Here is a 25,272-nt window from a genome sequence, read left to right on the forward strand (position 1 = left end):
GCAGGAGGGGAGATCGTCCGATGGACGAGGATGCGTGGGAGCGGCCGACAGCACGGCCGCAGACCGTGGAGGACCTGATCGAGAAGGTCGACCGCCGGATCAAGGCGGCGGCACTGCCCCCGGTGCAGACGCCCGTCCGGCAGCTGGTGCTGTACGACCCGCTCGACCGGCCGGTCGGCCGCGGCGATCTGGTGGTCGCCGCCGGGCTCGACCCGGACGGCGCCGAGGCCGCGAAGCTGCTGCACGACGCCGGGGCGGCCGGCGCGGCGGGCGTGGTGCTGCGCGAACCCCAGCACCCCGACCGCAGGCAGCACCTGACCGCGCTGGCCGAACAGGCCGGCACGGCACTGCTGTTCCGCGCCCCGTGGATGACCTGGCGGCAGCTGCTCAGGATCCTGGGGACCGCCGTCGCCGTCGACCCCGTCCCCGAGAACGCCAACGTGCCGCTCGGCGACCTGGGCGGGCTGGCCCGCCTGATCGCCGCCGAGGTGCACGGCGCCGTGACCATCGAGGACCCCGAATCCAGGGTCCTCGCGCACTACGCGCCGAGCGCCGAGCTCGACCCGATCCGGATCCTCACCATCTCCACCGGGCAGGTCCCCGAGGAACGCCGCCGGGCGATGACCGAGGACGGCTTCTTCAAGGAACTCTGGTCCACCGACCGGGTGCTGCACCGCCGCGCCACCGACCAGGTCCCGGAACGGATGGCGGTGTCGATCCAGGCCGGCGGCGAACGCCTCGGCTCGATCTGGGTCGCCGCACTGAACGGGCAGACCCTCCAGGACAGCGCCGCCGACGCCCTGCAGGTCGCCGCCCGGCTGGCCGCCGCCCACCTGCTGCACCACCACTCCCGCCACCACGGCCGCAGCGAACTGCTCACCGAGGCCACCCGCGCGGTGCTGGACGGGCGCGGCTCCGGCGCCCTGCTCGCCCGGCACAGCGGCCTGCCCGCCGACAGCCGCTGCGCCGTCCTCGCCGTCGGCGTCGCCGGGCCCCTCGACGACGACCTGCGGGTCCGGCTCGTCCGGCACGCCGGCTGGCACCCCGCCGGGGTCGGCCGCAGCTCCCTGCTGCTCCCCGGTGAGCACGGCGTGCTGATCCTGCTGGCCGGCCTCGCCGCCGACCCGTCCACCGCCGAGCTCCAGGTCGCCGACTACGGCAACCGGCTCACCGCCGACCTGGGCGTCCACCTCAAGACCCGCGTCCTGGCGGGCCTCGGCCCGGTCCAGGACCGCCTCGACCACGCCGCCCGCTCCCGCGAGTCCGCCGAACTCGCCCTCAGCGGACTGCTGCTCGGACGCCCCGGGCCGCGCAGCAGCGCCACCGTCGAGCAGGTGGCCGACGCGGTGGCGCTGTGGCACATCCTGGAGTCCCTGCGCGACCTGCCGCTGCCGGTCCGGACCTCAGCGCTCCGGCTGTTCGAGGACGCCGAGAAGAGGAGCGACGACAGCCAGTTGATCGCCCTGCGCGCCTACCTCGAACACTCCGGCGAACTCGGCCGCGCCGCCGACTCGTTGGGCGTGCCCCGCACCACCTTCGCCGACCGCTTCCACAAGAAGGTCCTGAAGACCGCCGGGCTGGACGTCACCGACCCCGATGCCCGCCTGCTCGCCCACCTCCAACTGCGGCTGCTGGAGCACAAGGCCGGACGGCCCGCCGCGCCCTGACACCGATCCGGGCCGCCGAACCGGTGCCCCGGCACCGGTTCGGCCCCGGCCCGCCGCTCGCCCGTCCGCCCGCGCACCCCCGGCCCGCCCGCACCGCCGCCCCGCACCGGGCCCACCCGAACGGGTGAGCCCCGCGGTGCGCGCGCCCGGCCGCACCCGCCGAAACCCGGCGCGGCGGGCATGGAAACAGGGGCGCCCCGCACCGCACGCTGGAACCACGGCCCGGCGCCCACTCCCGGGTCCGTTCCCCCGTCCTGCCGACACCGCGCGGAGCGTGCCCCATGACCGAACACCAGCCCCTGATCGGCGCCGAGCGCCGCGAACTCCTCCTCCGCGCCGCCGTCCAGCGCGGCCTGCTCGACCCGGAGGACACCCCGCTCGCCGCCTTCCTCGACCTGGACGCCGTCACCGAGACCGTCGCCGCCCTGCACGCCGCGTTCCCCGCCCGCCTCGACGTCCTGCACGCCTTCGCCGCCAAGGCCAACCCGCTCGGCCCGGTGCTGCGCCGGCTGCGCGGCCTCGGCATGGGCTGCGAGGTCGCCAGCCCCGGCGAGTTCGCGCAGGCCCTCGCCGCCGGCTTCGCCCCCGACCGGATCGTGCTCGACTCCCCCGCCAAGACCCGCCGCGAACTCGCCCTCGCGCTCGACCTCGGCGTCGCCGTCAACATCGACAACTGGCAGGAACTCGCCCGCGTCGACGCCCTGCTGGCCCACCGCCCCACCGCCTCCCGGATCGGCGTCCGGGTCAACCCGCAGGTCGGCGGCGGCAGCATCGCGGCGATGAGCACCGCCACCGCCACCTCCAAGTTCGGCATCCCGCTCGCCGACCCCGGCAACGCCGACCGCCTGATCGACGCCTTCCGCGCCCGCCCCTGGCTGACCTGGCTGCACTGCCACATCGGCTCCCAGGGCGTCGACCTGTCCCGGATGGCGGCCGGCGTCGGCGCGACCGTCGACTTCGCCGAGCGCGTCAACCGCGAGCTCGGCCGCCGCCAGGTCACCGGCATCGACCTCGGCGGCGGGCTGCCCGTCAACTTCGCCGACGACCGCGTCGCGCCCGCCTTCGACACCTACGTGGACGAGCTCCGCCGGCACGCGCCCGCGCTCTTCGACGGCGGCTACCGGCTGGTCACCGAATTCGGCCGCTCGATCCTCGCCAAGGCCGGCTTCACCGCCACCTACGTCGAGTACACCAAGCAGGCGGGCGGCCGCGCCATCGCCGTCGGCCACGCCGGCGCCCAGGTCGCCACCCGCACCGTCTTCATGCCCGACAGCTGGCCCCTGCGCGTCACCGCCCACACCCCGAGCGGCGCCGCCAAGCACGGCGACCCCGTCCGGCAGGACGTGGCCGGCCCCTGCTGCTTCGCCGGCGACCTGGTCGCCCGCGACCGCCCCCTGCCGCTCCTCGAACCCGGCGACCTGGTCTGCCTCCTCGACACCGGCAGCTACTACTCCTCCCACCACTTCAGCTACAACTCCCTCCCCGAGCCCCCCGTCCACGGCGCCCGCACCGCCCCCGACGGCACCGTCCACTTCGAACTCCTCCGCCCCGCCCAGACCATCGACGACCTGGTCGCCCGCACCACCCTCTGACCCCCGCCCCAGAAGGAGCCACCCGCCATGCCCCGCTCCCGCCCCTACCCGCCCCCCGAGCGCCTCGTCCTGATCATCGTCGTCCTGATCCTCACCACCCTCCGCCCCACCACCGCCCCCGCCCTCCTCACCACCGCCACCCTCCTGGCCACCCGCCGCCCCGCCCTCCGCTGACCTCCCCCGAAACCGCCGAACGGCCCTCCCCGCCCCGTGCAGGAGGGCCGTCACCACGAAGCTCAGTCGGCGGTGCCCGACGGCACGACCCAGCGGGTGGGCTGCCCGGTGATCGCGGCGATCATGTCGTAGTCGCCGTCGTAGTGCAGAACGGTGACACCGTGCCGCTCGGCAGTGGCGGCGATCAACATGTCGGCCATCGACAGGGCGCTGCGACAGGTCGTCGAGGACGGGCCGCACCGCAGGCTTTCCCCGGCGGGCCAAGGCCGACGTGTCGATCAGGTGGCACTCCCGGGCCGCGCCGCCGACTTACCCGACTCGTCGAGGAGGTCGAACTCCCCGCCGGCGATGGCATCGGCCAGTTCTGTCCGCCTGGCCAGCTTCACAGCCTCCAGCAGCGCCGCACTGACCGTGGCGACCTTCATGGTCGTGCCGAACAGCCGCTGGGCCTCGGCCAGAAGGTCGTCGTCAATGTCGATCACGATTTGAGCCACAGCTGTTCCTCCCACGGGCGACAACAGGAAACGGCATCGCTTCAGCGTCATCCTCGCTGTCAAAACGGCCCCGCGCTCCGAGGAGCGCGGGGCCGTCGTGGCGACCTGGGCGGTCAGAGCAGGCCGAGGGCCGGCATCAGGTAGTAGAAGGCGAAGACCGCGGCGACCGCGTACATCGGGATCGGGACGGTGCGGGCGCGGCCGGCGACGGCGCGCAGGAGGCAGAAGGCGATGAAGCCGAAGCCGATGCCGTTCGTGATGGAGTAGGTGAACGGCATCATCGCGATGGTGAGGAAGGCCGGCATCGCGATGGTGTAGTCGCTCCAGTCGATCTCCTTGATGGAGTTCGCCAGGATCAGGAAACCGACGGTGACCAGCGCGGGCGTGGCGGCCTGGGCCGGGACCATGGTCGCGAGCGGGGTCAGGAACAGCGCGACCATGAACAGCGCGCCGGTGACGATGGACGCGAAGCCGGTGCGGGCGCCCTCGCCGACGCCGGCGGTGGACTCGACGAAGCAGGTGTTCGCGGAGGACGAGGTCGCGCCACCGGCAGCGGTCGCGATGCCGTCGATCATCAGGACCTTGTTGATGCCGGGCAGGTCGCCCTTCTCGTCGAGCAGGTGGGCCTCGTCGGCGACGCCGAGGATGGTGCCCATCGCGTCGAAGAAGCAGCTCATCAGCACGGTGAAGACGAACAGGATGCCGGTCAGCACGCCGACCTTGGAGAAGCCGCCGAACAGGCTGACCTCGCCGACCAGGCCGAAGTCGGGGGTGGCGACGGGGTTGCCGGGCCAGGCCGGAACGGTCAGGCCCCAGTTCTCGGGGGCCAGGTCCGCGAAGTTCTGGATGATCACCGCGGCGGCGGTCATCACGGCGATCGAGATCAGGATCGCGCCGGGCACCTTGCGCACGACCAGCGCCATGGTGAGCAGCAGGCCGACGATGAAGATCAGCACCGGCCAGCCGTGCAGGTGGCCGCCGACGCCGAGCTGCAGCGGGACGGTGGTGTGGGCGGCGTCCGGGATGCGGGAGACGAAGCCCGCGTCGACCAGGCCGACCAGCGCGATGAACAGGCCGATACCGATGGCGATGGCCTTGCGCAGCCCGAGCGGGACGGCGTTCATGACGCGCTCGCGCAGGCCGGTGGCGACCAGCAGCATGATCGCGAAACCGGCGAGCACCACCATGCCCATGGCGTCCGGCCAGGTCATCTTGGGGGCGAGCTGGAGCGCCACGATGGTGTTGACGCCCAGGCCGGCGGCGAGGCCGATCGGGACGTTGCCGATGACGCCCATCAGCAGCGTGGTCAGACCGGCGGTGAGGGCCGTCGCGGTGACCAGCTGGGCGCTGCTGAGGTGGGCGCCGTTCATGTCGGTGGCCGAGGCCAGGATGATCGGGTTCAGCACCAGGATGTACGCCATGGTGAAGAACGTGGCGACGCCACCGCGGATCTCGCGCGGCAGGGTGGAGCCGCGCTCGGATATCCGGAAGTAGCGGTCCAGCGCACCGGCCGGGGGCTGCGGCGTGTGCTGGGAGGGCTCGGGCGACGCAGTGGCCGACTTGGCCTGAGACATTCGGGCGTCCTCGATCGGAGAGAGGCAAGGGTGGGGGGAGTTTCAGTATGGCTATCGCCGTCGTGGACGCGCCATCTTCGCGCGTAGAGCGAGGCCCTTACGATCACCGAACGGTCAACATCGGCCAACGATGGAAGAACGCCGGTCCCTCCCGGCCCTCCCGGCCCGCCCCGTAGGCTAGGCGCATGCCCAAGACCGCGCTGCGCTCCGCTCCCCCGCCGCTAGAGGCGAACGACGTCGCCATCGTCGGCACCGGCACGGTGCTGTGGTTCGTCGGCTTCGTGGCGCTGCTGCCGTTCCAGGGCTGGCTGTCCGACCACGGCCACGGCAACTGGCCGTGGGTGTGCCTGTCCGGCGGCCTGCTGGGCCTGATCGGACTGAAGTACTGCACCGCCCGCCGGAACGCGATCCGCCGCGCCCGCGCCGCCGAGGCCGCCGACTCCCCGCAGTAGCCCCGGGCGGGCACCGTGTGACGCTGCACTCGTCCGGACCGAAACCGGCCGAGGCAGGGCGCACCGCCCAAATCGCCCACCTAGAGTCGGTGCCATGACGCACCCAGCGGAAGGCACGTCCCCTGCGGGCCCCGGCGCGCACCCCACCGGCGCGGGCGGCGCGTACCAGCCCGGACTGAGCGCCGCGGAGGTCGCCGAGCGCATCGCCCGCGGGCAGGTCAACGACGTGCCGGTGCGTTCCAGCCGTTCGGTGCGGGAGATCGTCCGGGCGAACGTGTTCACCCGGTTCAACGCGATCATCGGCGTGATGTTCGGCATCATCCTGGTGGTCGGCCCGCTCCAGGACGGCCTGTTCGGCCTGGTCATCGTCGCCAACACGGCGATCGGCATCGTGCAGGAGCTGCGCGCCAAGAAGACCCTGGACAGCCTGGCGCTGATCGGCGAGGCCCGCCCGCAGGTGCGCCGGGACGGCGCGGCCGTGCAGGTCGCCACCGGCGAGATCGTGCTGGACGACACGGTGCTGCTCGGCATCGGCGACAAGGCCGTGGTGGACGGCACCGTCACCGAGGCGGACGGCCTGGAGATCGACGAGTCGCTGTTGACCGGCGAGCCGGACCCGGTGCTCAAGCACCCGGGCGACCACGTGATGTCGGGCTCCTTCGTGGTGGCCGGCGCGGGCGCGTTCACCGCCACCAAGGTCGGCCGGGAGGCGTACGCCGCCAAGCTCGCCGAGGAGGCCAGCCGGTTCACCCTGGTGAAGTCGGAGCTGCGCACCGGCATCGACCAGATCCTGCGGATCATCACCTACCTGCTGATCCCGACCGCGCTGGGCCTGATCGTCAGCCAGCTCGCGGTGCAGCGCAACGACTGGAAGGAAGCCGTCCGGCGGATGGTGGCCGGCATCGTGCCGATGGTCCCGGAGGGCCTGGTGCTGCTGACCTCGGTGGCCTTCGCGATCGGCGTGATCCGGCTGGGCCGCAAGCAGTGCCTGGTGCAGGAGCTGCCCGCGATCGAGGGCCTGGCCCGGGTGGACACCGTCTGCCTGGACAAGACCGGCACCCTCACCGAGGGCGGCATGGACCTCGTCGACCTGCGCCCGATCGGCGACGCGACCAAGACCCGCCTCGCCGAGGCGCTCGGCGCGATCGGCGCGGCCGACACCCGCCCGAACCCCAGCATGCAGGCCGTCATCGACGCGTACGGGCCGCCGGAGGAGGGCCGCTGGCGGGTGCTGGAGGCGATCCCGTTCTCCTCGGCCCGCAAGTGGAGCGGCGTCCAGCTGCTGGAGCCGGGCGGCACCGAGGGCAGCTGGCTGCTGGGCGCCCCGGACGTGCTGCTGCCGGCCGGGCACCCGGCGCTGGCCGAGGTGGACGAGCTCGGCGCGAAGGGCCTGCGGGTCCTGCTGCTGGGCCGCAGCCCGCTGCCGCTGGACGACCCCGACCCGGCCGCCGAACTGGAGCCGCTGGCCCTGCTGGTGCTCCAGCAGCGGCTGCGCGAGGACGCCGCGGACACCCTGCGCTACTTCCGTTCGCAGAACGTCCGGGCGAAGGTGATCTCCGGCGACAGCGCGGTCTCGGTCGGCGCGGTCGCCGCCCACCTGGGCCTGCCGGGCGCGGAGACCGCCACCGACGCCCGCTCCCTGCCCACCGACCCCGAGCAGCTGGCCGAGGCCGCCGACCGCACCGCCGTGTTCGGCCGGGTCACTCCGCAGCAGAAGCGGGCCCTGGTCGGCGCGCTGCAGTCCAAGGGCCACACGGTGGCGATGACCGGCGACGGCGTCAACGACGTGCTGGCGCTGAAGGACGCCGACATCGGCGTGGCGATGGGCACCGGCTCGGACGCGACCCGGGCGGTCGCCCAGATCGTGCTGCTGGACGACCGCTTCGCCACCCTGCCGTCGGTGGTCGCCGAGGGCCGCCGGGTGATCGGCAACATCGAACGGGTCGCCGGGCTGTTCCTGGTGAAGACCGTCTACTCGGTGCTGCTGGCCCTGCTGGTGGTGTTCACCCAGGTCCCGTACCCGTTCCTGCCGCGCCACTCGACGGTGCTGTCCTCGCTGACCATCGGCATCCCGGCGTTCTTCCTGGCGCTGGCGCCGAACAACGAACGGGCCCGCACCGGCTTCGTCCGGCGGGTCCTGCGCCTGGCCGTCCCGGGCGGCGTCATCTGCGGCACCGCCACCTTCGTCGCGTACGCGCTGGCCCGCTCCGACCAGGAGACCGCGCTGAAGGCGGACACCTCGGTCGCCACCCTGACGCTGTTCATCGCCGCGATCTGGGTGCTGGCGATCGTCGCCCGCCCGTACACCTGGTGGCGGCTGCTGCTGATCGGCACCATGTCCGGCGCGTTCGCGCTGGTGCTGGCCGTGCCCTGGCTGTCGGACTTCTTCCAGCTCCAACTGGTCGGCTGGCGCGACCCGTTGACCGGCGTGGCGATCGCCGCCGTGGCGGGCTGCCTGCTGGAGGTGACCTCGCGGGTGTTCGTCGAGAAGAAGGAGGAGGAGGCCCGCCCCGGGCAGGCCCCCTCCGGGCGTCACTCGTAGTCGCGTGCCGCCAGCAGCTCGTACGCCCGGTCGGGCTCGGTGAGCGCGGCCAGGATCTCGAACCGCCGGTGCCACTGCTGCACCGACCAGGCCAGGCCCGCCGCCAGGCCCTCCGGGGTGGCGGCGTGCAGCAGGCCGGGGACGGGCGGCACCTCGAACTCGTCGTCCTGGTCGGCCTCTTCGGCGTCCTCGGGGTCGTAGGGCAGCTCGGGCGCGGTGGCGGCGGTGTCCCAGCGCCAGTCCACCCGGGCGTCCTCGCCGTCCGGGCCGACCACCAGCAGTTCCTCGTGCTCCTCGTACACGGCGGGGCAGCCGGGCAGCAGCTCGCGGACCACGGCGGGCGTGCGGTGCAGGGCACCCTCGGACAGCACCCGGCCGCCGGCCACCTCGCTGGCCAGCGACACGTGCAGCCGTTCGGCCAGCGCCGCGGCGAGCGCGGGGTGGACGGGCAGCACCGGGTGGTCGTGCAGCAGCTCGACCAGGTCGGGCGCGTCGGCGACGACCGCGGCCGCGGCGTCCACGATCACCGTCCGGTCGTCCCGCCGACCGGTGCCGTCGTCCAGCGGAGCCAGCGCCCGCACCACGTCCAGCGCCTCCACCCGCTCGGCCGGCAGCGCCGCCAACGCGCTGTAGATGCCGTGCAGTTGGCGGTGGGTGACGTCGGACAGCGGATCGGTGAGGCGGTCGATCAGCTCCTCGGGCCCGTGCGGTTCGGCGAGCAGCGCGGCCAGCGTGGTGCGCACCCCGAGCGCGTGCAGGAACTCCGGGTCCAGGTCGGTCCGGGCCTCGTCGTACAGCCCCCGCAGCAGCGGGTCGGCCCCGGCCGCCCGCAGACCGGCGGGCTCCCGGCCGTCCAGCACCGGGTGGTCACGCAGCCACCAGGCGGTGTACGGCGGCAGGTCGGTGTAGGTGCCGTCGGGCAGCAGCGTGCGCACCGGCGTCACCACCGCGTCCCGGTACGGCGGACGGGCCAGCAGCGCCAGCGCCTGCGGCCAGGCGTCGTCGGCGACCAGGTCGAGGTCGCGGACGGCCAGCAGCTCGGCGGCCACCGGCGGAACGCCCAACTCCCCGGCGTCGTCGGCGTGCAGGGACTCCAACGCGTCCTCGCACCACTCCGCGAGCCCGTCGGGGGCCTCGTCGATCAGCCCGGTCGGGGCGCCGCCGGCCGCCCGGTCGGCGGGGGCGGTGGGGTCGAGCCGCTCCAGGTCGTCGGGGTCGAGCACCACGTCCTCGGCGCGCACCAGCGTGAACGTGGTCAGCACCCCGGCCGCCGCCAGCACCTCCGGGCCCCAGCGCTCCAGCAGGTCCTCGTCCACGAACGCGGCCTCGTCCTCGCCCGCCAGGTTCGCCAACGGGCTTTCGGGGAGCAGCAGTTCGCCCGCCCGGGCGAGTTCGCCCTCGTCGTCGGGCAGCGCCAGCCGGGCCAGCCACGGGTGTCCGCCGGGGGCGGGCGCGGCGGCCTTCACCACCGCCAGAACGGCGTCCGCGAGGTCGATGGCCGCGTCGTAGTCGTCCTCGCCGAGCTCCAGCGAACGGGCGACCGCCGCGCGCAGCTCGGGGGTCTCCAGCAGCCCGCCGGGGGTCGCCGTGGCGGCGCCCAGCTTGGCCAGCAGCGGATGCGCGGCCTCGGGGTGCGCCAGGCGCAGGTCGAACAGGTCGAGGGCCTCGGCCAGCGACTGCGGGTAGCCCTCGAAGCCGGCCCAGTCGGCGGCATCGGACGGCAGCAGCACCCGGCGCGGACCGGTCACCGTCCGGCCGTCGGCCAGCGGGACGGGCAGTGCGCCGAGCGCCTCCGGGTCGGCCCCGGCCAGCGCCGCGTACAGGCTCCGCCACCAGGCCGGTTCGCGTTCCAGGCCGCCCAGCTGGTCGACCACCTCGGCCAGCGGCACCCGCCGCACCCGCAGCGTGCGCAGCTCGTTGCGGCGCTCCAGGCCGGACGGCAGCAGGCCCGGGAAGATCGGCGCGAGGGCCTCCACCACCGAGTGGTCGGCGCCCTCCAGCACCACCGCGTCGCGCGGCCGCAGCGCCGGGGTGCCCTCCTCGGTGCCGCGCGGGTGCGGCAGGAACGGCGTCCCGGGCAGCCGGTCCAGGATCGCGGTGCGCAGCGCGTTGTCGAGCGCGCCCGCGCCCAGCGGGGACGGCACCAGGTCCAGCGAGTGGGCGTCGGCCCCGCGGGAGCGCAGCAGCTCGGCGTACGCGTCGGCGGCGCGCTCGACCAGGAAGTCGGTCAGCGGGCCGGGGGCGACGTGCCGCCGGGTGGAGTCCAGCGGGAACGAGGCGATCAGCAGCGCGGGCACCCCGAGCGGCTCGTCGCTCGGCGTCGGGGCGTGCACCACGGCGGCGGTGGCGGGCCGCTGCGGCCGGCCGTGCCCGTCCACCGGCACCGCCCAGGTCAGCGTCCACTCCGGCCGGGCCCGCTCCTCGGTGGTCCGGTCCGCCAGCAGCTCCGCGCCGGCCGTCCCGGACGCGCCGACGGTCTGCCAGGTCGTGCTGCGCTCCCCGTCGGTGACGACCACCGTCGGCAGCTGTTCGGGCCGCACGGGCTGCGCGGTGCGGGTCAGCGTCCGCACGCCCTCGGCGGTCTCCACCACCACCTCGGCCAGGCCCGGCAGGGTCAGCAGCAGCGCGTCGTCGACCGCCGTCAGCAGCCGCGCCGTCAGGTCCTCCGCCGCCCGGTCGCGCAGCGGCAGCACCACCACGGTGTCGTAGCCCTCGGGCGCCCGCCCCTCCGCCGGGAACGGCAGCCGCAGCAGCGGCACGTGGCCCTCGCGCCGGGTCAACTCCTCGGCCAGTTCCGGCCGTTCCGCCACCAGCGCCCGGGCCTCGCCCAGCGACCAGCGCACCCCGCCCGCCTGGCTCAGCACCGCGGGCTCGTCACTGACGGCCAGCACCGCCGAGAAGCCCACCCCGAACCGGCCGACCACCGGCCGCTCCTCGCCGCGCTTCGCCGACGCCCGCAGCGTGGACAGCGACTCCACCGCCTCGGCGTCCAGCGCCGCCCCGGTGTTCGCCGCCGCCAGCACCCCGTCCCGCAGCGTCAGCCGCAGCCGCCCCGCGACGCCCGCGCGCGCCGCCGCGTCGGCCGCGTTCTGCGCCAACTCGACGATCAGCCGGTCCCGGTAGCCCCCGAGCGCCAGCTCCTCCTCGGCGTTGGCGTCCTCCCGGAACCTCGCCGGCGCCGCCGTCCACGCCCCCAGCACGGCATGCCGCAACCGCCCCGTACCGAACACATCCGGCCCCTCGGGGGACTCCGCACTGCCGATGATCCGAGACTCCACGTGCCGAGCCGCCCTTCGCGTGGTCTGCGTACGAGTCGGCATTCTGCCAGGGCCCGACGACGCCCCGGGGCGGTGCACAACCAGGGGCGCGGGGAACTGCGCGAGGGGGAACGCACTCGTCGGAAAGATCGCGACGCAGGACAATGACCTGCACGTGATCGCGACCCGGCTGACGTGCGCTCCCCTACTTCACCTACGAGTGCCCGAGCTCCTCCGCCGGCGCGTCCGGCTCGACCGAGCCCGAGCCGCGGTCCGGGTGGATGTGGAGCGGTTCGACCACCGTCTCGTCCAGGATCAGCTCGGACGGCACCGGCGGCGCCGGCAGCACCGCGGCCTCCGAGTGCGCCCCGCACCCGTACGCGAGCGACACCACCTGGCCGTCCGCAGGACCGAACTCGTTGCCGCACACCCCGAACGCCTGCCCCAGCGACCCGCCGATCGGCACCAGGAAGCCGCAGGTGTTGCAGGACGCGGGCGCGGACTGCGCCATCGGCGTCTGCGCCCCGTACGCGGTCTCCCAGCGTTCGGCGGCCTGGTGCAGCCCGCGCCGGGAGAGCACCCGCGGCCGGCCCAGGCCCAGCTCGTCGGCCACGGCACCGATCTCGGCGCGGGCCGGCGGCGGCTGGATGCCGGGCTCCGTGACGACGAGCTCCTCCTCGGCGGCTTCGGCGAGCGCCGAGTTGGGGGCGGGCTCGTCCTCGCCGGTCCAGCCGGGTTCGAGGCGCAGGTCGTCCGCGCCGGTGGGCAGCAGGTCGCCGGGGCCGAGGTCGCCGGGCAGCAGGCGCTCGCTCCACGGCACCCACTGGGGGGCGAGGACGGCGTCGGGGCCGGGCAGCAGCGCGACCTCGTCGAGGGTGACGTTCTTGGCGCGGGGTGCGCGGGCCACGGTGACCGCCCAGTGCCAGCCCCGGTAGGCGGGGTCGAGGCACTCGAAGGTGTGGGTGACCAGGCGCTCGGCGTCCGCGTTCGCCTTCAGGTGGGCGCCGACGACGGACTGTCCGACGCTCTCCACGACTGCCTGGCGGGCGAGATCGACGGCCTCGGCACAGAGCCGGTCAGGGGTACGGCTTCGCATCGCAGCACTCACGGCGTCGGTTCTCTCCCAGTCCTGTCATCCTGCGGTCTGTCCCGAGTCGGCCCTCGCTGGGCGGGCTCGCACCGGTTGCCGCTGCCGCGTCAGCCGGAGCAGCACCCGCAGTCGCGGGACCGATCCATTCTGCTCGACCGGGGACCGCTCCGTGGCCGGGCCGCGCCGCCCCGGTCGGCCACCCCCTGCGCAGGCCGGGCAGGCGCGTAGTGCAGGCTACCCGCCGGTCGGCGGTGGAGCACAGTCCGGGGCCGTGCCGGTGGGCGCGCCGTGCCGCGTTCAATCACTCGTACGGCGTGTGTTTGTCGGGCAGGATGGGCTTGTGGCGGAGGAGAACCCGCCGCAGCACGGACTGCGCCCCGGGCAGGACGAGAGCCGGCCGGAGCCGTCAGTCGCGCCGCGGCAGCATCCCGCAGCCCCCGGCGAGCCGGAGGCGGACGAGCCGCGCCCGACAGCCCGTCAGGCCGAGCCGCGGCCCGGCGAACCGTCCGGCGACGCGGCCCCGACGGTGCGCACGCGCGGGGTGTGGGCCAGGGGCGCGTCCGCCGCGGGGGTGCGCACGGGGCGGGTGGTGCACGGCACGGGGCAGCGGATCCGGAGGGCGACGTCGGCGGAGGGCGCGGGCGAGTCGGGTCTGGCGAAGCTGATCGAGCTGCACGCGCTGAACTCCTTCGGCGACATGCTGATCACGGTGGCGCTGGCGTCGACCATCTTCTTCTCGGTGCCGACCGGCGAGGCCCGCGGCCGGGTGGCGCTCTACCTGGTGATCACGATGGCGCCGTTCGCGGTGCTGGCCCCGGTGATCGGCCCGCTGCTGGACCGGCTGCCGAACGGCCGGCGCTCCGCGGTGGCGATGGCGATGCTGGCCCGGGCGGTGCTGGCCTGGGTGATGGCGGGTCTGGTGCCGGGCGGCGGGCTGGCGTTGTACCCGGCGGCGCTGGGCGTGCTGGTGTCGTCGAAGGCGTACGGGGTGGTGCGCAGCGTGGTGGTGCCGCGGCTGCTGCCGGCCCGGTTGTCGCTGGTGAAGGCGAACTCGCGGGTGACGCTGGCGGGTCTGGTGGCGACGCTGGCGGCGGGCGGGGTGGGCGGGGCGCTGCACCTGATCGGGCCGGCCTGGCCGCTGCGCGGGGCGTTCGTGGTGTTCGTGATCGGCACCCTGATGGCGTTTCACCTGCCGCACCAGGTGGATTCGGCGAAGGGCGAGCAGCGGGCGCAGCTGCTCGCGGAGCCGTCGGAGCCGCGTCCGAAGGGGGTGCTGCGGGCGGTCGGGCCGTCGGTGATCATGGCGTTGCGCGGGGTGGCGGGCCTGCGGTGGCTGGTCGGGTTCCTGGTGATGTTCCTGGCGTTCCTGATCCGCAAGCATCCGCCGGGCGGGCTGCCGGAGACGGTGGCGCTGGGCGTGGTCGCGGCGGCGGCGGGCCTGGGCAACGCGCTGGGGTCGGTGCTGGGGTCGTGGCTGCGCACCCGCGGCTCGGAGTTGACGGTGACGGTGATGCTGCTGCTGGCGACGCTGGCGGCGAGCGCGGCGGCGCTCTGGTACGGCATCGTGACGGTGACGGTGGTGGCGGCGACGGCGGGCATGGCGGCGTCGTTGGCGAAGCTGGCGCTGGACGCGCTGATCCAGCGGGACGTGCCGGAGGCGGTGCGGACCTCGGCGTTCGCCCGGTCGGAGACGGCGCTCCAGCTGAGCTGGGTGGTGGGCGGCGTGGTGGGGATCTCGCTGCCGTTGAACCCGGTGCTGGGTCTGTGGGTGGCGGCGGGGGTGACGGCGGCGGTGCTGCTGTGGACGTTCCGGGCGCTGCTGCGGGTCGGTCCGCGCCGTTCGGCGGCGCGTCCGCGCGTGGCGTAACGTCACCCGACTCGGGCACCCCGGCGTCACGTGATCACGGAAGGCGAGTAGCCTCTTGCGCATGAGCCTCAGCACCAGCGTCACCGCCGGACTCGCCGCCGCCGCCGTCGTCGGCGCCGGCCTTGCCGGTTTCGGCATCTACCAGGCCGTGGACAACGGCAAGCCCGCGAAGAACGAGGCCACGCTGGTCGTCGGCACCTCGTCGGTCCGCGCCGAGCCGGCCTGCTTCAACGGCGGCAAGGCGATCACCGACGCCGACCTGACCGCCTGCGCGAAGCAGGCCGCGAAGGACTCCAAGGACAAGAAGCTCGCCAACCTGGACGTGCGCTCCAGCGACCGCGTCGGCGTGGGCGTGCCGAAGGACCTGGCGGACAAGGGCTGGTACGCGTTCACCGGCTCGGGCCAGAACCGGATGCCGATCACGCAGAACTCCGTCGGCAACACCTTCTCGGGTGCGGTGTCGGCCACCACGGTGATGAGCCCGGGCGACGAGCAGACGCTGGTGACGGTCGCCGCGGTCGACCAGGAGACCAACGAGTACTTCGCGGTGTGGTTCTTCAACCTGAACAACCAGAAGAGCTGACACCCGGTCGATGACCGCTGAGCTTCACGACGAGCAGTCCGGCCCCGCCGCCGGGCTGCTCGTCGTCGTCGCCGTGCCCGCGGAGGCCGAGGCGGTCCGCCGGGGGCTGGGCGAGGGTTCGCCGGTGGAGGTGCTGGCGGCGGGCGTGGGCCCGGCCGCGGCGGCGGCCGGCACGGCGGTGGCACTGTCCCGGGGCCGGTTCCGGCTGGTGCTGTCGGCGGGCATCGCCGGCGGTTTCGCACCCGCCGCGCCGATCGGTTCACTGGTGGTGGCGGACGCCCTGGTGGCGGCCGACCTGGGCGCCGAGACGCCGGACGGCTTCGCGGACGTCGCCGAGCTGGGGTTCGGCACGGCGCGGTACGCGGTGCCGGACGGGGTGGCGAAGCTGCTCGCGGCGGCCACCGGCGGGGCGGTCGGCGAGGTGCTGACGGTGTCCACGGCGACGGGTTCGGCGGAGCGCGCCGACGCGCTGAGGGCGCGTCACCCGGGGGCGCTGGCGGAGGCCATGGAGGGGTTCGGGGTGGCCGAGGCGGCCGCCCGTTTCGGTCTCGCGGCGGGGGAGCTGCGGGCCGTGTCCAACGCCGTCGGGCCGCGCGACCGCGCGGCGTGGCGGATCGGCGAGGCGCTGGCGGCCCTGGAGCGGGCCTTCGCGGCGCTGCCGGTGTCCCGTCTGCTCCAGGAGGTCTGAACCGATGGCCGAGCCGCTGAGCGTCGCCTACTCGCCCTGCCCGAACGACACCTTCGTCTTCCACGCCTGGGCACACGGCCTGGTCGCCGGCGCGGACGCCCCCGAGGTGCGGTTCGCGGACATCGACATCACCAACGGGCTGGCCGAGCGCGGCGAGCTGGACGTCCTGAAGATCTCCTACGGCCAACTGCCGTGGGTGCTGGACGAGTACGCGCTGCTGCCGTGCGGCGGGGCGCTCGGCCGGGGCTGCGGGCCGCTGGTGCTGACCGCCGCGCCGATCGACGCGGCGGAGCTGGCGGGGCGGCGGGTGGCGGTGCCGAGCGAGCGTTCGACGGCGTACCTGCTGTTCCGGCTGTGGGCGGCCGAGGCGGTGCCGGGCGGGTTCGGCGAGATCGTGGTGCTGCCGTTCCACGAGATCATGCCGGCGGTGCGGGACGGCCGGGTGGACGCCGGGCTGGTGATCCACGAGGCCCGGTTCACGTACCAGCGGTACGGGCTGCACTGCCTGGCCGACATGGGCGAGGCGTGGGAGGCGGCGACCGGGCTGCCGATCCCGCTGGGCGCGATCGTGGCCCGGCGCTCGCTGGGCGCCGAGCGGCTGCGCGAACTCGCCGACACCGTGCGCTCCTCGGTGCGGCAGGCCTGGGCGGACCCGGCGGCCTCCCGGCAGTACGTGCTGGCGCACGCCCAGGAGATGGACCCGGCCGTCGCCGACCAGCACATCGGGCTGTACGTCAACGAGTTCACCCCCGACCTCGGCGAGGACGGCTACGCGGCGGTGCGCGGCCTGCTCACCCGGGCCGCCGAACAGGGACTCGTCCCCGCCGTCGACCCGGGCGCGCTGGCCTTCCCCTGAGCGGGGATCAGACGTCGAACTGGTCGGCGATCGCGCGCAGCACCATGGCGATCTTCTGGCCCTCCGGCTTGCTCGGGTAGCGGCCGCGCTGCAGGCCCGGCAGGACGCTGTCCAGCTTGGTGATCAGATCCTGCACGATCGGGGCCATGTCGTCGGCGCTCTTGCGCTGGTTCGCCGCCACCGACGGCAGCGCGTCCAGCAGCGTCACGCTCATCGCCTGGTCGCCGCGGTGGCCCGCGGCGATGCCGAACTCGACGCGCTGCCCCGGCCTCAGGGTGGTGACGCCCGCGGGCAGCGCCTTGGTGTGGACGAAGACCTCGCCGCCGTCGTCGCGCGACAGGAAGCCGTAGCCCTTCGTCTCGTTGAACCACTTGACCTGGCCGGTGGGCATCTCGAAAAGTCCTCGGTGTCGGGTGCGAGCGACCTCGTCCGGTCGCGGGTGGATGTGCGGCTCGGCCGCCGCGAACGGGCGGCCGGTGTCACTCAGTGGGGCAATGATCCCTCAGCGTGCGCCCCAGCGGCGACGGGATTCCGGACCGGGGCGTGGCCGTGCCTCGCGCCTGTCGCGCCTTCCATCGGTCCACACCTCCCATCGGCTCCGGGCGGGCGATTCGTGGACCAGCCGCTGGTCCGCCCGCGCGATGGCTGCATACCCGGGCCCGACGAGGGTCGAAACTCTTTGCGCGCACCGAGTTGCGCGCTGTGACGCAGGGCCGGTCAGGCGGGGTCGGCCAGGTGCCCGCCGAGCCAGCCGAGCGAGGCCGGGAGCATCCGCGACCAGGTGTTGAAGTTGTGCCCGCCGGTCTCCAGGGTGATCGCGGAGACGGTCGTCGCGGTGCCCTTGGCGGCGGCCCGGAACCGCTCGGTCTCGCTGAAGTAGTCGCCGTCGCCCTCCCGGCTGCCGCCCACCAGCAGCGCGGTGCCGGGGGCCGGCAGGTGGGCCAGCCGCCAGTTCAGGTCGGCCTCCTCGCGGCGCTTCTGGTCGCCGCCGAACAGGTCGCCGGTGGTCGGGTCCTCGGCGGCCTTGTAGTAGCCGGACAGCGACACCGCGGCGGAGAACACGTCCGGGTGACGCATCGCCAGCTTCAGCGCGCAGTACCCGCCGGTGGAGTTGCCGATCACGCCGAGGCTGCCCGGGCCGTCCGAGATCCGGTACGAGGAGCGCAGCGCGGCCGGCACGTCGGCGCTGAAGTAGCGGTCGGACTGCGGGCCGCCCGGCACGTCCTCGCACTCGGTGTCGCGCGGCATCGCCGGGGACGGGCGCATCAGCACCAGGACGGTCGGTTTGGTCTTGCCCTCGGTGGTGAGCTTCAGCTGCACCGCCGGGTAGTTCAGCTTGGTGATCAGGTTCTTCGCGTCGCCGGGGAAGCCGGTGATGGCGATCGCCGCCGGGAAGCGCTTGTCCTGGAAGGCGGGCTGGAAGTACTGCGGCGGCAGGTACACGTAGCCCTCGGTGGACAGGCCGGTGGCGGCGCCGGGCAGCCGGACCTTCTCCAGCCGGCCGACCTGCGCCGGGTCGCGGCCCATCGCGCCGGTGTCGCGGACGTTCTCCGAGCTGATCCGCTCGACGCCCTTGGTGCGGCCGAGCAGCTGGTTCTGGATGGTCACCGGGCCGTCGTCGTTGGTGCCCAGCAGGTCGGCCCAGCTGCTGTAGAAGGCGAAGTAGTTGTTGGCGACCAGGCCCAGGGTGCACATCACGGCGAGCTGGGTGCCGACGATGGTGCCCAGCCGGCCGAGCACGGCCTGCCAGCTCCGCCGGGCCAGCCTCGGCCACAGCCAGACCGTGCCCGCCACCATCAGCGCGGAGAACAGCGCCGACAGCGCCAGCACCTTGTGACTGGTCAGTCCCATACCGCCGTGCGCCTCGCTCCCCGCCGATTTCCCCCGGAGGGTTCAGCATGCCTGAGAGCTTCCTGGGAATCCTGAGCGTTCAGGTGGAGGGCGCACGGTCGCGCCCCCGCCGATCGGCGGGGGCGTACGTGGGAAACTGGCACAAAGTCCCCGCGAAGGAGAGCAGCAGTGACCCGTCAGTCCCGCGCAGCCGGTGAGATCGTGGTCCGCGTCGGCGGAGTGGTGTTCGGCCTCGGCACCCTCGCCACCGTCGTGACGTTCATCCCGTTCCTGTTCCACCTGCGGCGGCTGCCGTCCATCGCCTACGGGCTGTCCATGCTGATGCCGCTGGGGATGCTGCTGGCCCTGATCGGGCTGTTCCTCACCGCCCGCGCCGAATCCCGCCGGCGGCGGGCCGCCCGCGAGGCCGCCGCCTCCGCCTGACCGGCCGTCAGGCCAGGTGCGAGGCCAGCCAGTCGGGGAACTCGGTGAGGTCGCGCAGCACCACGTCCGCGCCCGCCTCGGCCAGTTCGGCGGCGCTGTACGGGCCGGTGGCCACGCCCACCGCGACGGCCTCGGCGGCCCGCGCGCCCCGGATGTCGCCCAGGTGGTCGCCGACGTAGATGTCCGCGCCGTGCGCGCGCAGCGCCTCGCCCTTGCCCTCCGCCCACAGGTCGCCGAGCAGGACGTCCACCTCCAGGCCGATGCCGTCCAGGTGCAGGCGGGCGTTCGGCTCCCACTTGCCGGTCACCACCAGCACCCGGCCGCCGACCGCCCGCACCGCCGCGACCGCCGCCAGCGCGCCCGGCAGCTCCAGCGACCCCGCGACGGCGTGCTCCGCGTACAGCGCCCGGTACCGGTCGGCCACCGCGTCCACCTGCTCGGCCGGGAACCAGTGCGCCAGTTCGTGCAGCAGCGGCGGCCCGAGGCGGCTCACCGCCAGCTCGGAGTCGATGAAGGTGCCGGTCTCCGCGGAGAGCACGTCGTAGGTGTCCCGGATGCCCGGGCGGGTGTCGAGGAGTGTCATGTCAAGGTCGAAGCCGACGGTCAGAGCCATGCCACCAAGCCTAGCCAGCGCCGTTTCGGACCGGAAAAGCCGGACGGACGCCCACAATGCGGACATACTGCTGGAGTCCGACCGAGCCATCGGAGGTCCCGGGTGCCGCCCCCGCTCTCCCGCCGCGCCGCCCTCGCCGGGCTCGGCGCCGTCCTGCTCACCGGCTGCGGCCCGCACGACCTCCCGCCGCCGCTGCCCCCGGCCCCCGCCGGCTCCGCGCCGCCGCCCACGCCCAGCCCGACGCCCAGCGTCACCGTCGACAGCGCGGACGGGCCGGTCGCCGTCCCCGGCGGGGCGACCCGGGTGATCGCCCTGGACACCGCCGAACTGGACTCCGCGATCACCCTCGGCATCCCGCCCGTCGGCGCCGCCAAGGCCCCCCTCGACGCCGGCCTGCCCGACTACTGGCCGGCCTCCTGGCGGGCCCGGATCACCGTCGTCGGCGACATCGCCGCCCCGCCGGACCCGCCCGCGATCAGCGCCCTGCGACCGCAGCTGATCCTCTCCAACCGCACCCGCGACGCCGCCCACCTGGACACCCTGCGCGGCCTCGCCCCGACCGTCCTGACCCACACCACCGGCGCCCCCTGGAAGGAGAACTTCCAGCTGCACGCCACCGCCCTGGCCCGCCACGAACAGGCCGCCGCCGTGGTCGACGCCTACGCCCGCCACCTCGACCAGGCCGCCCGGGCACTCGACACCGCCGGCCTCACCGGGCAGCACATCAGCCTGGTCCGGTTCGTCGAGGGCTCCCCCACCGTCCGCCTGTACGCCCGGCAGAACTTCCCCGGCAGCATCCTGGCCGACCTCGGCCTGCCCCGGCCCGACCAGCAGAACACCGACCAGTTCGCCGTCGAGACCGCCCCCGACCAACTCGCCCACGCGGACGGCGACCTGCTGCTCTACTCCGGCTACGGCCACCCCGACCGCAACGGCCTCAACGCCACCCTCGCCTCCCCCGCCTGGCAGGCCCTCACCGCCGTCCGCGCCCACCGCGCCCTCCCGATCGACGACCAGCTCTGGTTCCAGGGCATCGGCTACACCGGCGCGCACTTCCTGATCGCCGAACTCCTCTACCTCCTCGGCGCGAACTGACCCGGCGGAGGGTCGCGGCGGCGGCGGCCGACACGAGCCGTCGGAGGAGCAGCTGCGGCTGTGCAGGCCGGCGCGAGACGCGTGGATGCCGCCGCCGGGCGCTCGACGCCGAACGACGCGGGCGGAGGCGACGCGGGCAGGGCCACCCGTGCCGTCGCCGTCTCCGCCGTTGCGCGGCCACCGCGAGGTACTGCGCCCCACGGCGGACAGGGCCGGCAGACCAGGCCGGATGCCACCGCCCCGCCGCCCCGCCGGACCTCGACGCCCGGCGGTGTGGGCGCAGGCAGCGTGGGCAGCGCCACCCGTGCCGTCGCCGTCTCCGCCGTTGCGCGGCCACCGCGAGGTACTGCGCCCCACGGCGGGAAGGGCCGGCGAACCGGGCCGGAGACCCCAGTCCCCCGCCCCGTCGTCCCGCCGGTCTCCTCGACCCCCGGCGACGCGGGCGGAAGCAGCGCAGGCAGCGGCGAGGTGTCGACCGCCCTGCTCTGCAACGGCGCCCGTGCCGTCGCCACCTCGCCCTTGCCTGGGCCCGGTGGCGTCTCCGCCGTGCGGCGCTACGCCTTGCGGCGGCCAGGGCCGGCGAACCGGGCCGGATGCCACCGTCCCCCGCCCCCGTCGTCCCGCCGGGCCTCGACACCCGGCGACCCAGGCGGCGGCAGCGCGGGCAGCGCCACCCGTGCCATCGCCGTCTCCGCCGTTTGCGCGGCCACCGCCAGGTACTGCGCCTCGCGGCGGACAGGGCCCGATGCCACCGTCCCCTCGCCCCTGCCGTCCCGCTGGTCTCCTCGACGCCCGGCGACGCGGGCGGAAGCAGCGCAGGCAGCGGCGCCTGTACCGTCGCCGTCTTCGCCGTTTGCGCGGCCACCGCGAGGTACTGCCTGAGCCCGATGGCGTCTTCGGCGTGCGGTGCTATGCCTTGCGGCGGCGCAGGGTCAGCGCCAGTAGGAGGAGCGCCGTCAGGACGGCTGCGACGCGCAGGGCGCCGACGCCCGCGTCGAGGGTGGCGCGGCTCGCGTCGGTGCCCGGGGCGAGGGCGGTGCCCCAGCGGCCTTTCTCGCGGCCCCAGTTCCACACGGTCAGGCCGGTCACCGTGATCAGCGGGATGCCCAGCACGGCGAACTTCTTCGTCAGGTCGGACAGTCCGCTCGACAGGTAGGCCAGGCCCCAGCCCAGCACCATCGCCAGCAGCGAACCGGCCCCCGCGCCGCCGAGCAGCACGACCGCCCCGAGCAGCAGCAGCGGTGCGGGCCGCCGCGACCCCCCGGACGCCGCCGGGGTCTCGGCCGGGGCGGGCTCGGGGGCCGGCTGCGGCTTGCCGAACAGCGCCCGCAGGGCTCGCACCGCCAGGCCGGGGCGCGGCTCGGGCGCGGGCTCGGGCTCCGGCTCGGGTTCGGGTTCTGGCGCGGGCTTGGGCGCGGGCTCCGGCTCCTCGGTCGGGAGGTCGAAGTACACCTCCGTCCAGCCGGGGAAGACCGAGGTGACATCGGCCCGGCCGCGCCCCTCCGCCCACTGCGCGGCCCGGTCCACCTCGGCGGGGGACGGGCCCGGCGGCAGGTCGAACTCGACCGGGGGCACCACCGGCTTGTCGAACTCCACCGCGCGCCGCGGGGGCGGGAGCACCGGCGCGGGCGGGACGTCGGGCTTCGGCGGCACCTCGGCTGCCGGCACGTACACGCTCTCCCCGCTGTCCGAGCCGTCCCTCGCCCCGTCCTCACGCCACCACGAGCCGCCCGCCATCGCCCCGCCACCCACCCTCGGAAGTACCGCCTGCCGCACCGAGACGGTACCCACCCGCACCGGCCCGAAGCGAGCCCCGCCGGACGGCGTCGGCGCCCGATCGGAGCGTGATCGCCCAGGGGTTCGACGGGAGTTCTTCCTCCGTTCTGGGCCTCGGACGGGGGCGTTGACTAGGCTGGACCGGATGACCGCACCGCAGAGCGCGCCGCGCGCCACCCGCACAGGCGCCCCCCGGACGCTGGCCGAGGAACTCCGCGGCCGGGAGGACGGGGCTGTCGCCGCGCTGCTCCGGGCCCGCCCCGACCTGCTGAACCCGGTGCCGACCGACCTCACCCAGCTGTCCGCGCGGCTCTCCAGCCGGGCGTCCGTGCTGCGCGCCCTGGAGCGCCTCGACCGCTTCACCCTGCAGACCGCCGAGGCACTGGCCGCCGCCCCCGAGGGCGCGTCCGACACCGCGGTGCGCAACCTGCTGGCCGGTCCCGCCCGGGTCAAGCCGCACGCCGGGGCCGACCCGGTGGACCGCGCCGCCGTGACCGCCGCGCTCCCGGGCGCGCTGGCCGGGCTCCGCGAGCAGGCCCTGGTCTGGGGCCCGGACTCGGCACTGCGCCTGGTCCTCGCCGCCCGCGAGGCGCTCGCCCCCAGCGCGCTCAACCCCGGCCGCACCGGCCTCGGCCCGACCTTCGCCGAGGCCACCGTCGGCATGTCGCCGGCCCGCCTCCAGCAGCTGCTGGCCGGCGCCGGTCTGCCAGCCACCCCCGACCCGGTCACCGCCGTGGCCGCGCTCACCGCGCTGCTCGGCGACCGCAAACGCCTCACCGCGCTGCTCGACCAGGCCCCGCCCGCCGCCGTCGGCCTGCTGGAACGCCTGGTCTGGGGGCCGCCCACCGGCACCGTCCCGGACGCCGCCCGGCAGGTCACCGCCGCCGAGGCGCACAGCCCCGTCGAGTGGCTGCTCGCCCGCGGCCTGCTGCTGCCGTCCAGCCCCACCTCCGTGGTGCTGCCCCGCGAACTCGCCCTGCACCTGCGCGGCGGACGCACCCACCGCACCGTCGAACCCGCCCCGCCCGCCGTGCTGCCCGTCGTCGAACGCGACCCGGCGACCGTCGACCGCACCGCCGCCGGGCAGGCCGCCACCGCCGTCCGGGTCCTCGACGAGCTGCTCGAAGCCTGGGGCCTCACCCCGCCGCCCACCCTGCGGGCCGGCGGCCTCGGCGTGCGCGACCTCAAGCGCGCCGCCCAACTGCTCGAAAGCTCCGAGTCCGACGCCGCGTTCTGGCTCGAACTCGCCTACACCGCAGGGCTGTTGGCCCCCGACGGCGAGATCGACGAAGTCTGGGCCCCCACCCCGGCGTACGACCAGTGGCGGCAGCAGGACACCGCCGAACGCTGGACCCTGCTCGCCCGCGCCTGGCTCACCGCCACCCGGGTCGGCCGCCTCACCGGCACCCCCGACGGCAAGGGCCGGCCGCGCGCCGCGCTCGGCCCCGAACTCGACCGCACGCTCGCCCCGTCCGTCCGCCGCGCCACCCTCGCCCGGCTCGCCGAACTGCCCCCCGGCAGCGCCGCCGGCGCCGAGGCCCTGCTGCCCGTCCTGCGCTGGCACCGCCCGCTGCGCGGCGGCCCCACCGGCGCCGACGGCCGCGACCTGCGCGACCAGCTCGCCGACTGGACCCTGCACGAGGCCGAACTCCTCGGCGTCACCGGCCGCGGCGCGCTCGCCGCCCCCGCACGCGCCCTGCTCGACGGCGCCGACCCGACGCCCGTCCTCGCGCCGCTGCTGCCCGAACCCCTCGACCACGTCATCCTGCAGCCCGACCTCACCGCGATCGCCCCCGGCCCGCTGCTCACCCCGCTCGCCCAGGCCCTCGCGCTCTGCGCCGACATCGAGTCCAAGGGCGGCGCGACCGTCTACCGCTTCACCCCCGACTCCGTCCGCCGCGCCCTCGACGCCGGACGCACCGCCGCCGACCTGCAGACCTTCCTCGGCCGGCACTCCCGCACGCCCGTGCCGCAGCCGCTCGCCTACCTGATCGACGACGTCGCCCGCCGGCACGGCATCCTCCGGGTCGGCGCCGCGAGCTCCTACCTGCGCTGCGACGACCCCCGGCTGCTCGGCGAAGTCCTCGCCGACCGGCGCGCCGCCGAGCTGCGCCTGCGGCTGCTCGCCCCCACGGTGCTCGCCGCCCAGGCCCCGCCCGACACCCTGCTCACCGTCCTGCGCGCGATGGGCTACGCGCCCGCCGCGGAGTCCGCCGAGGGCGACGTCGTGATCACCCGCCGCGACGCCCGCCGGACCCCGCCGCGCAGCGCCCCCACCCCCGTGCCCGACGGCCCCGCCCGGCCCGACGACGCCCTGCTCACCGCCGCAGTCCGCGCCATCCGGGCCGGCGACCGCGCCGCGACCGCCCCCCGCAAGGACGCCGTCGCCGGCCCCGCGAGCGCCGCCGTCCCCCGCACCGCCGCCGCCGACACCCTCGCCTCCCTGCAGACCGCCGTCCTGCTCGGCGAACGCATGTGGATCGGCTACATCAACGCGGAAGGCCTCTCCTCCCAACGCGTCATCGACCCCGTCAAGGTCGAGGGCGGGTTCGTCACCGCCTACGACCACCTCTCGGACGAGGTCCGCACCTTCGCCCTCCACCGGATCACCGGCGTGGCCGAGGTCGACGACTGAGGGGCGCTCACGCGAAGCCTGGCGCCCCCGGTGGCGCGCCTGC

20 protein-coding genes and 1 pseudogene are annotated in these 25,272 nt (G+C 75.1%); 12 read left to right on the forward strand and 9 right to left on the reverse strand.

The features are described 5' to 3' along the window. Positions 1 to 20: 20 nt before the first annotated feature. The 3 genes from ACWEMJ_RS09145 to ACWEMJ_RS09155 all read left to right on the forward strand — a co-directional run bounded on the left by ACWEMJ_RS09145 (position 21) and on the right by ACWEMJ_RS09155 (position 3,433). Positions 21 to 1,667: a helix-turn-helix domain-containing protein gene (locus ACWEMJ_RS09145; protein ID WP_452136332.1), complete on the forward strand. Its 1,647-nt coding sequence runs from the start codon at positions 21 to 23 to the stop codon at positions 1,665 to 1,667. A 281-nt stretch (positions 1,668 to 1,948) separates the two neighbouring features. After that, positions 1,949 to 3,259 carry a diaminopimelate decarboxylase gene (locus ACWEMJ_RS09150; RefSeq protein ID WP_452136333.1) on the forward strand — a complete coding sequence of 437 codons (1,311 nt, stop codon included), beginning with the start codon at positions 1,949 to 1,951 and terminating at the stop codon, positions 3,257 to 3,259. A gap of 27 nt (positions 3,260 to 3,286) precedes the next feature. After that, positions 3,287 to 3,433: a hypothetical protein gene (locus tag ACWEMJ_RS09155; RefSeq protein WP_452136334.1), complete on the forward strand. Its 147-nt coding sequence runs from the start codon at positions 3,287 to 3,289 to the stop codon at positions 3,431 to 3,433. Positions 3,434 to 3,495: 62 nt separating this feature from the next. Here the strand turns inward: ACWEMJ_RS09155 and ACWEMJ_RS09160 are convergent. The 3 genes and pseudogenes from ACWEMJ_RS09160 to ACWEMJ_RS09170 form a co-directional block, all read right to left on the reverse strand. Further along, positions 3,496 to 3,642 (reverse strand): annotated as a pseudogene (locus ACWEMJ_RS09160) (PIN domain-containing protein); the annotation flags it as partial. A 69-nt stretch (positions 3,643 to 3,711) separates the two neighbouring features. Further along, positions 3,712 to 3,927, reverse strand: coding sequence for a type II toxin-antitoxin system VapB family antitoxin (locus ACWEMJ_RS09165; protein ID WP_452136335.1), 216 nt, complete (start codon positions 3,925 to 3,927; stop codon positions 3,712 to 3,714). A 113-nt stretch (positions 3,928 to 4,040) separates the two neighbouring features. Further along, complete coding sequence (locus ACWEMJ_RS09170) at positions 4,041 to 5,501, reverse strand: NCS2 family permease (protein WP_452136336.1); 1,461 nt, start codon at positions 5,499 to 5,501, stop codon at positions 4,041 to 4,043. 185 nt (positions 5,502 to 5,686) lie between these two features. On the opposite strand from ACWEMJ_RS09170, the gene ACWEMJ_RS09175 reads away from it, so the two are divergent. After that, complete coding sequence (locus ACWEMJ_RS09175) at positions 5,687 to 5,953, forward strand: DUF2530 domain-containing protein (protein WP_452136337.1); 267 nt, start codon at positions 5,687 to 5,689, stop codon at positions 5,951 to 5,953. A 94-nt stretch (positions 5,954 to 6,047) separates the two neighbouring features. Beyond that, entirely contained in the window at positions 6,048 to 8,495 is a 2,448-nt protein-coding gene (locus tag ACWEMJ_RS09180) for an HAD-IC family P-type ATPase (protein ID WP_452136338.1), read from the forward strand. On the opposite strand, the gene ACWEMJ_RS09185 is transcribed toward ACWEMJ_RS09180, so the two are convergent. After that, entirely contained in the window at positions 8,486 to 11,773 is a 3,288-nt protein-coding gene (locus ACWEMJ_RS09185; RefSeq protein WP_452136339.1) for a sacsin N-terminal ATP-binding-like domain-containing protein, read from the reverse strand. The two genes, ACWEMJ_RS09180 and ACWEMJ_RS09185, sit on opposite strands and share 10 nt — an antisense overlap. 193 nt (positions 11,774 to 11,966) lie before the next feature. Then, on the reverse strand, positions 11,967 to 12,848 hold the full coding sequence (locus ACWEMJ_RS09190) for a DUF3027 domain-containing protein (protein ID WP_452136340.1): 882 nt from the start codon (positions 12,846 to 12,848) through the stop codon (positions 11,967 to 11,969). A 520-nt stretch (positions 12,849 to 13,368) separates the two neighbouring features. On the opposite strand from ACWEMJ_RS09190, the gene ACWEMJ_RS09195 reads away from it, so the two are divergent. From ACWEMJ_RS09195 to ACWEMJ_RS09210, 4 genes are all read left to right on the forward strand, one after another. Beyond that, positions 13,369 to 14,709 (forward strand): MFS transporter, encoded by a 1,341-nt coding sequence (locus tag ACWEMJ_RS09195; RefSeq protein ID WP_452136382.1) that lies wholly within the window; start codon positions 13,369 to 13,371, stop codon positions 14,707 to 14,709. Positions 14,710 to 14,770: 61 nt separating this feature from the next. Then, complete coding sequence (locus ACWEMJ_RS09200) at positions 14,771 to 15,292, forward strand: hypothetical protein (protein WP_452136341.1); 522 nt, start codon at positions 14,771 to 14,773, stop codon at positions 15,290 to 15,292. A 10-nt stretch (positions 15,293 to 15,302) separates the two neighbouring features. After that, on the forward strand, positions 15,303 to 15,980 hold the full coding sequence (locus ACWEMJ_RS09205) for a futalosine hydrolase (RefSeq protein WP_452136342.1): 678 nt from the start codon (positions 15,303 to 15,305) through the stop codon (positions 15,978 to 15,980). A 4-nt stretch (positions 15,981 to 15,984) separates the two neighbouring features. Then, positions 15,985 to 16,836, forward strand: a complete 852-nt coding sequence (locus ACWEMJ_RS09210; RefSeq protein WP_452136343.1) for a 1,4-dihydroxy-6-naphthoate synthase — start codon at positions 15,985 to 15,987, stop codon at positions 16,834 to 16,836. 7 nt (positions 16,837 to 16,843) lie between these two features. Here ACWEMJ_RS09210 and ACWEMJ_RS09215 read toward each other — a convergent pair whose 3' ends face one another. Beyond that, on the reverse strand, positions 16,844 to 17,227 hold the full coding sequence (locus tag ACWEMJ_RS09215; protein ID WP_035865009.1) for a cold-shock protein: 384 nt from the start codon (positions 17,225 to 17,227) through the stop codon (positions 16,844 to 16,846). Between the two features lie 326 nt (positions 17,228 to 17,553). Further along, positions 17,554 to 18,687 (reverse strand): alpha/beta hydrolase, encoded by a 1,134-nt coding sequence (locus ACWEMJ_RS09220; protein ID WP_452136344.1) that lies wholly within the window; start codon positions 18,685 to 18,687, stop codon positions 17,554 to 17,556. Positions 18,688 to 18,855: 168 nt separating this feature from the next. Here ACWEMJ_RS09220 and ACWEMJ_RS09225 point away from each other — a divergent pair, with 168 nt between their 5' ends. Further along, entirely contained in the window at positions 18,856 to 19,110 is a 255-nt protein-coding gene (locus tag ACWEMJ_RS09225; protein ID WP_452136345.1) for a hypothetical protein, read from the forward strand. Positions 19,111 to 19,117: 7 nt separating this feature from the next. On the opposite strand, the gene ACWEMJ_RS09230 is transcribed toward ACWEMJ_RS09225, so the two are convergent. Next, positions 19,118 to 19,723 (reverse strand): HAD family hydrolase, encoded by a 606-nt coding sequence (locus tag ACWEMJ_RS09230; protein ID WP_452136346.1) that lies wholly within the window; start codon positions 19,721 to 19,723, stop codon positions 19,118 to 19,120. Positions 19,724 to 19,825: 102 nt separating this feature from the next. Here ACWEMJ_RS09230 and ACWEMJ_RS09235 point away from each other — a divergent pair, with 102 nt between their 5' ends. After that, on the forward strand, positions 19,826 to 20,818 hold the full coding sequence (locus ACWEMJ_RS09235; RefSeq protein ID WP_452136347.1) for an ABC transporter substrate-binding protein: 993 nt from the start codon (positions 19,826 to 19,828) through the stop codon (positions 20,816 to 20,818). Positions 20,819 to 21,727: 909 nt separating this feature from the next. Here the strand turns inward: ACWEMJ_RS09235 and ACWEMJ_RS09240 are convergent. Continuing rightward, entirely contained in the window at positions 21,728 to 22,486 is a 759-nt protein-coding gene (locus ACWEMJ_RS09240) for a hypothetical protein (protein ID WP_452136348.1), read from the reverse strand. Between the two features lie 253 nt (positions 22,487 to 22,739). On the opposite strand from ACWEMJ_RS09240, the gene ACWEMJ_RS09245 reads away from it, so the two are divergent. Further along, positions 22,740 to 25,229: a helicase-associated domain-containing protein gene (locus tag ACWEMJ_RS09245; protein ID WP_452136349.1), complete on the forward strand. Its 2,490-nt coding sequence runs from the start codon at positions 22,740 to 22,742 to the stop codon at positions 25,227 to 25,229. The last annotated feature ends 43 nt before the right edge of the window (positions 25,230 to 25,272 follow it).

It is taken from the genome of Kitasatospora sp. NPDC004531 (assembly GCF_053602195.1).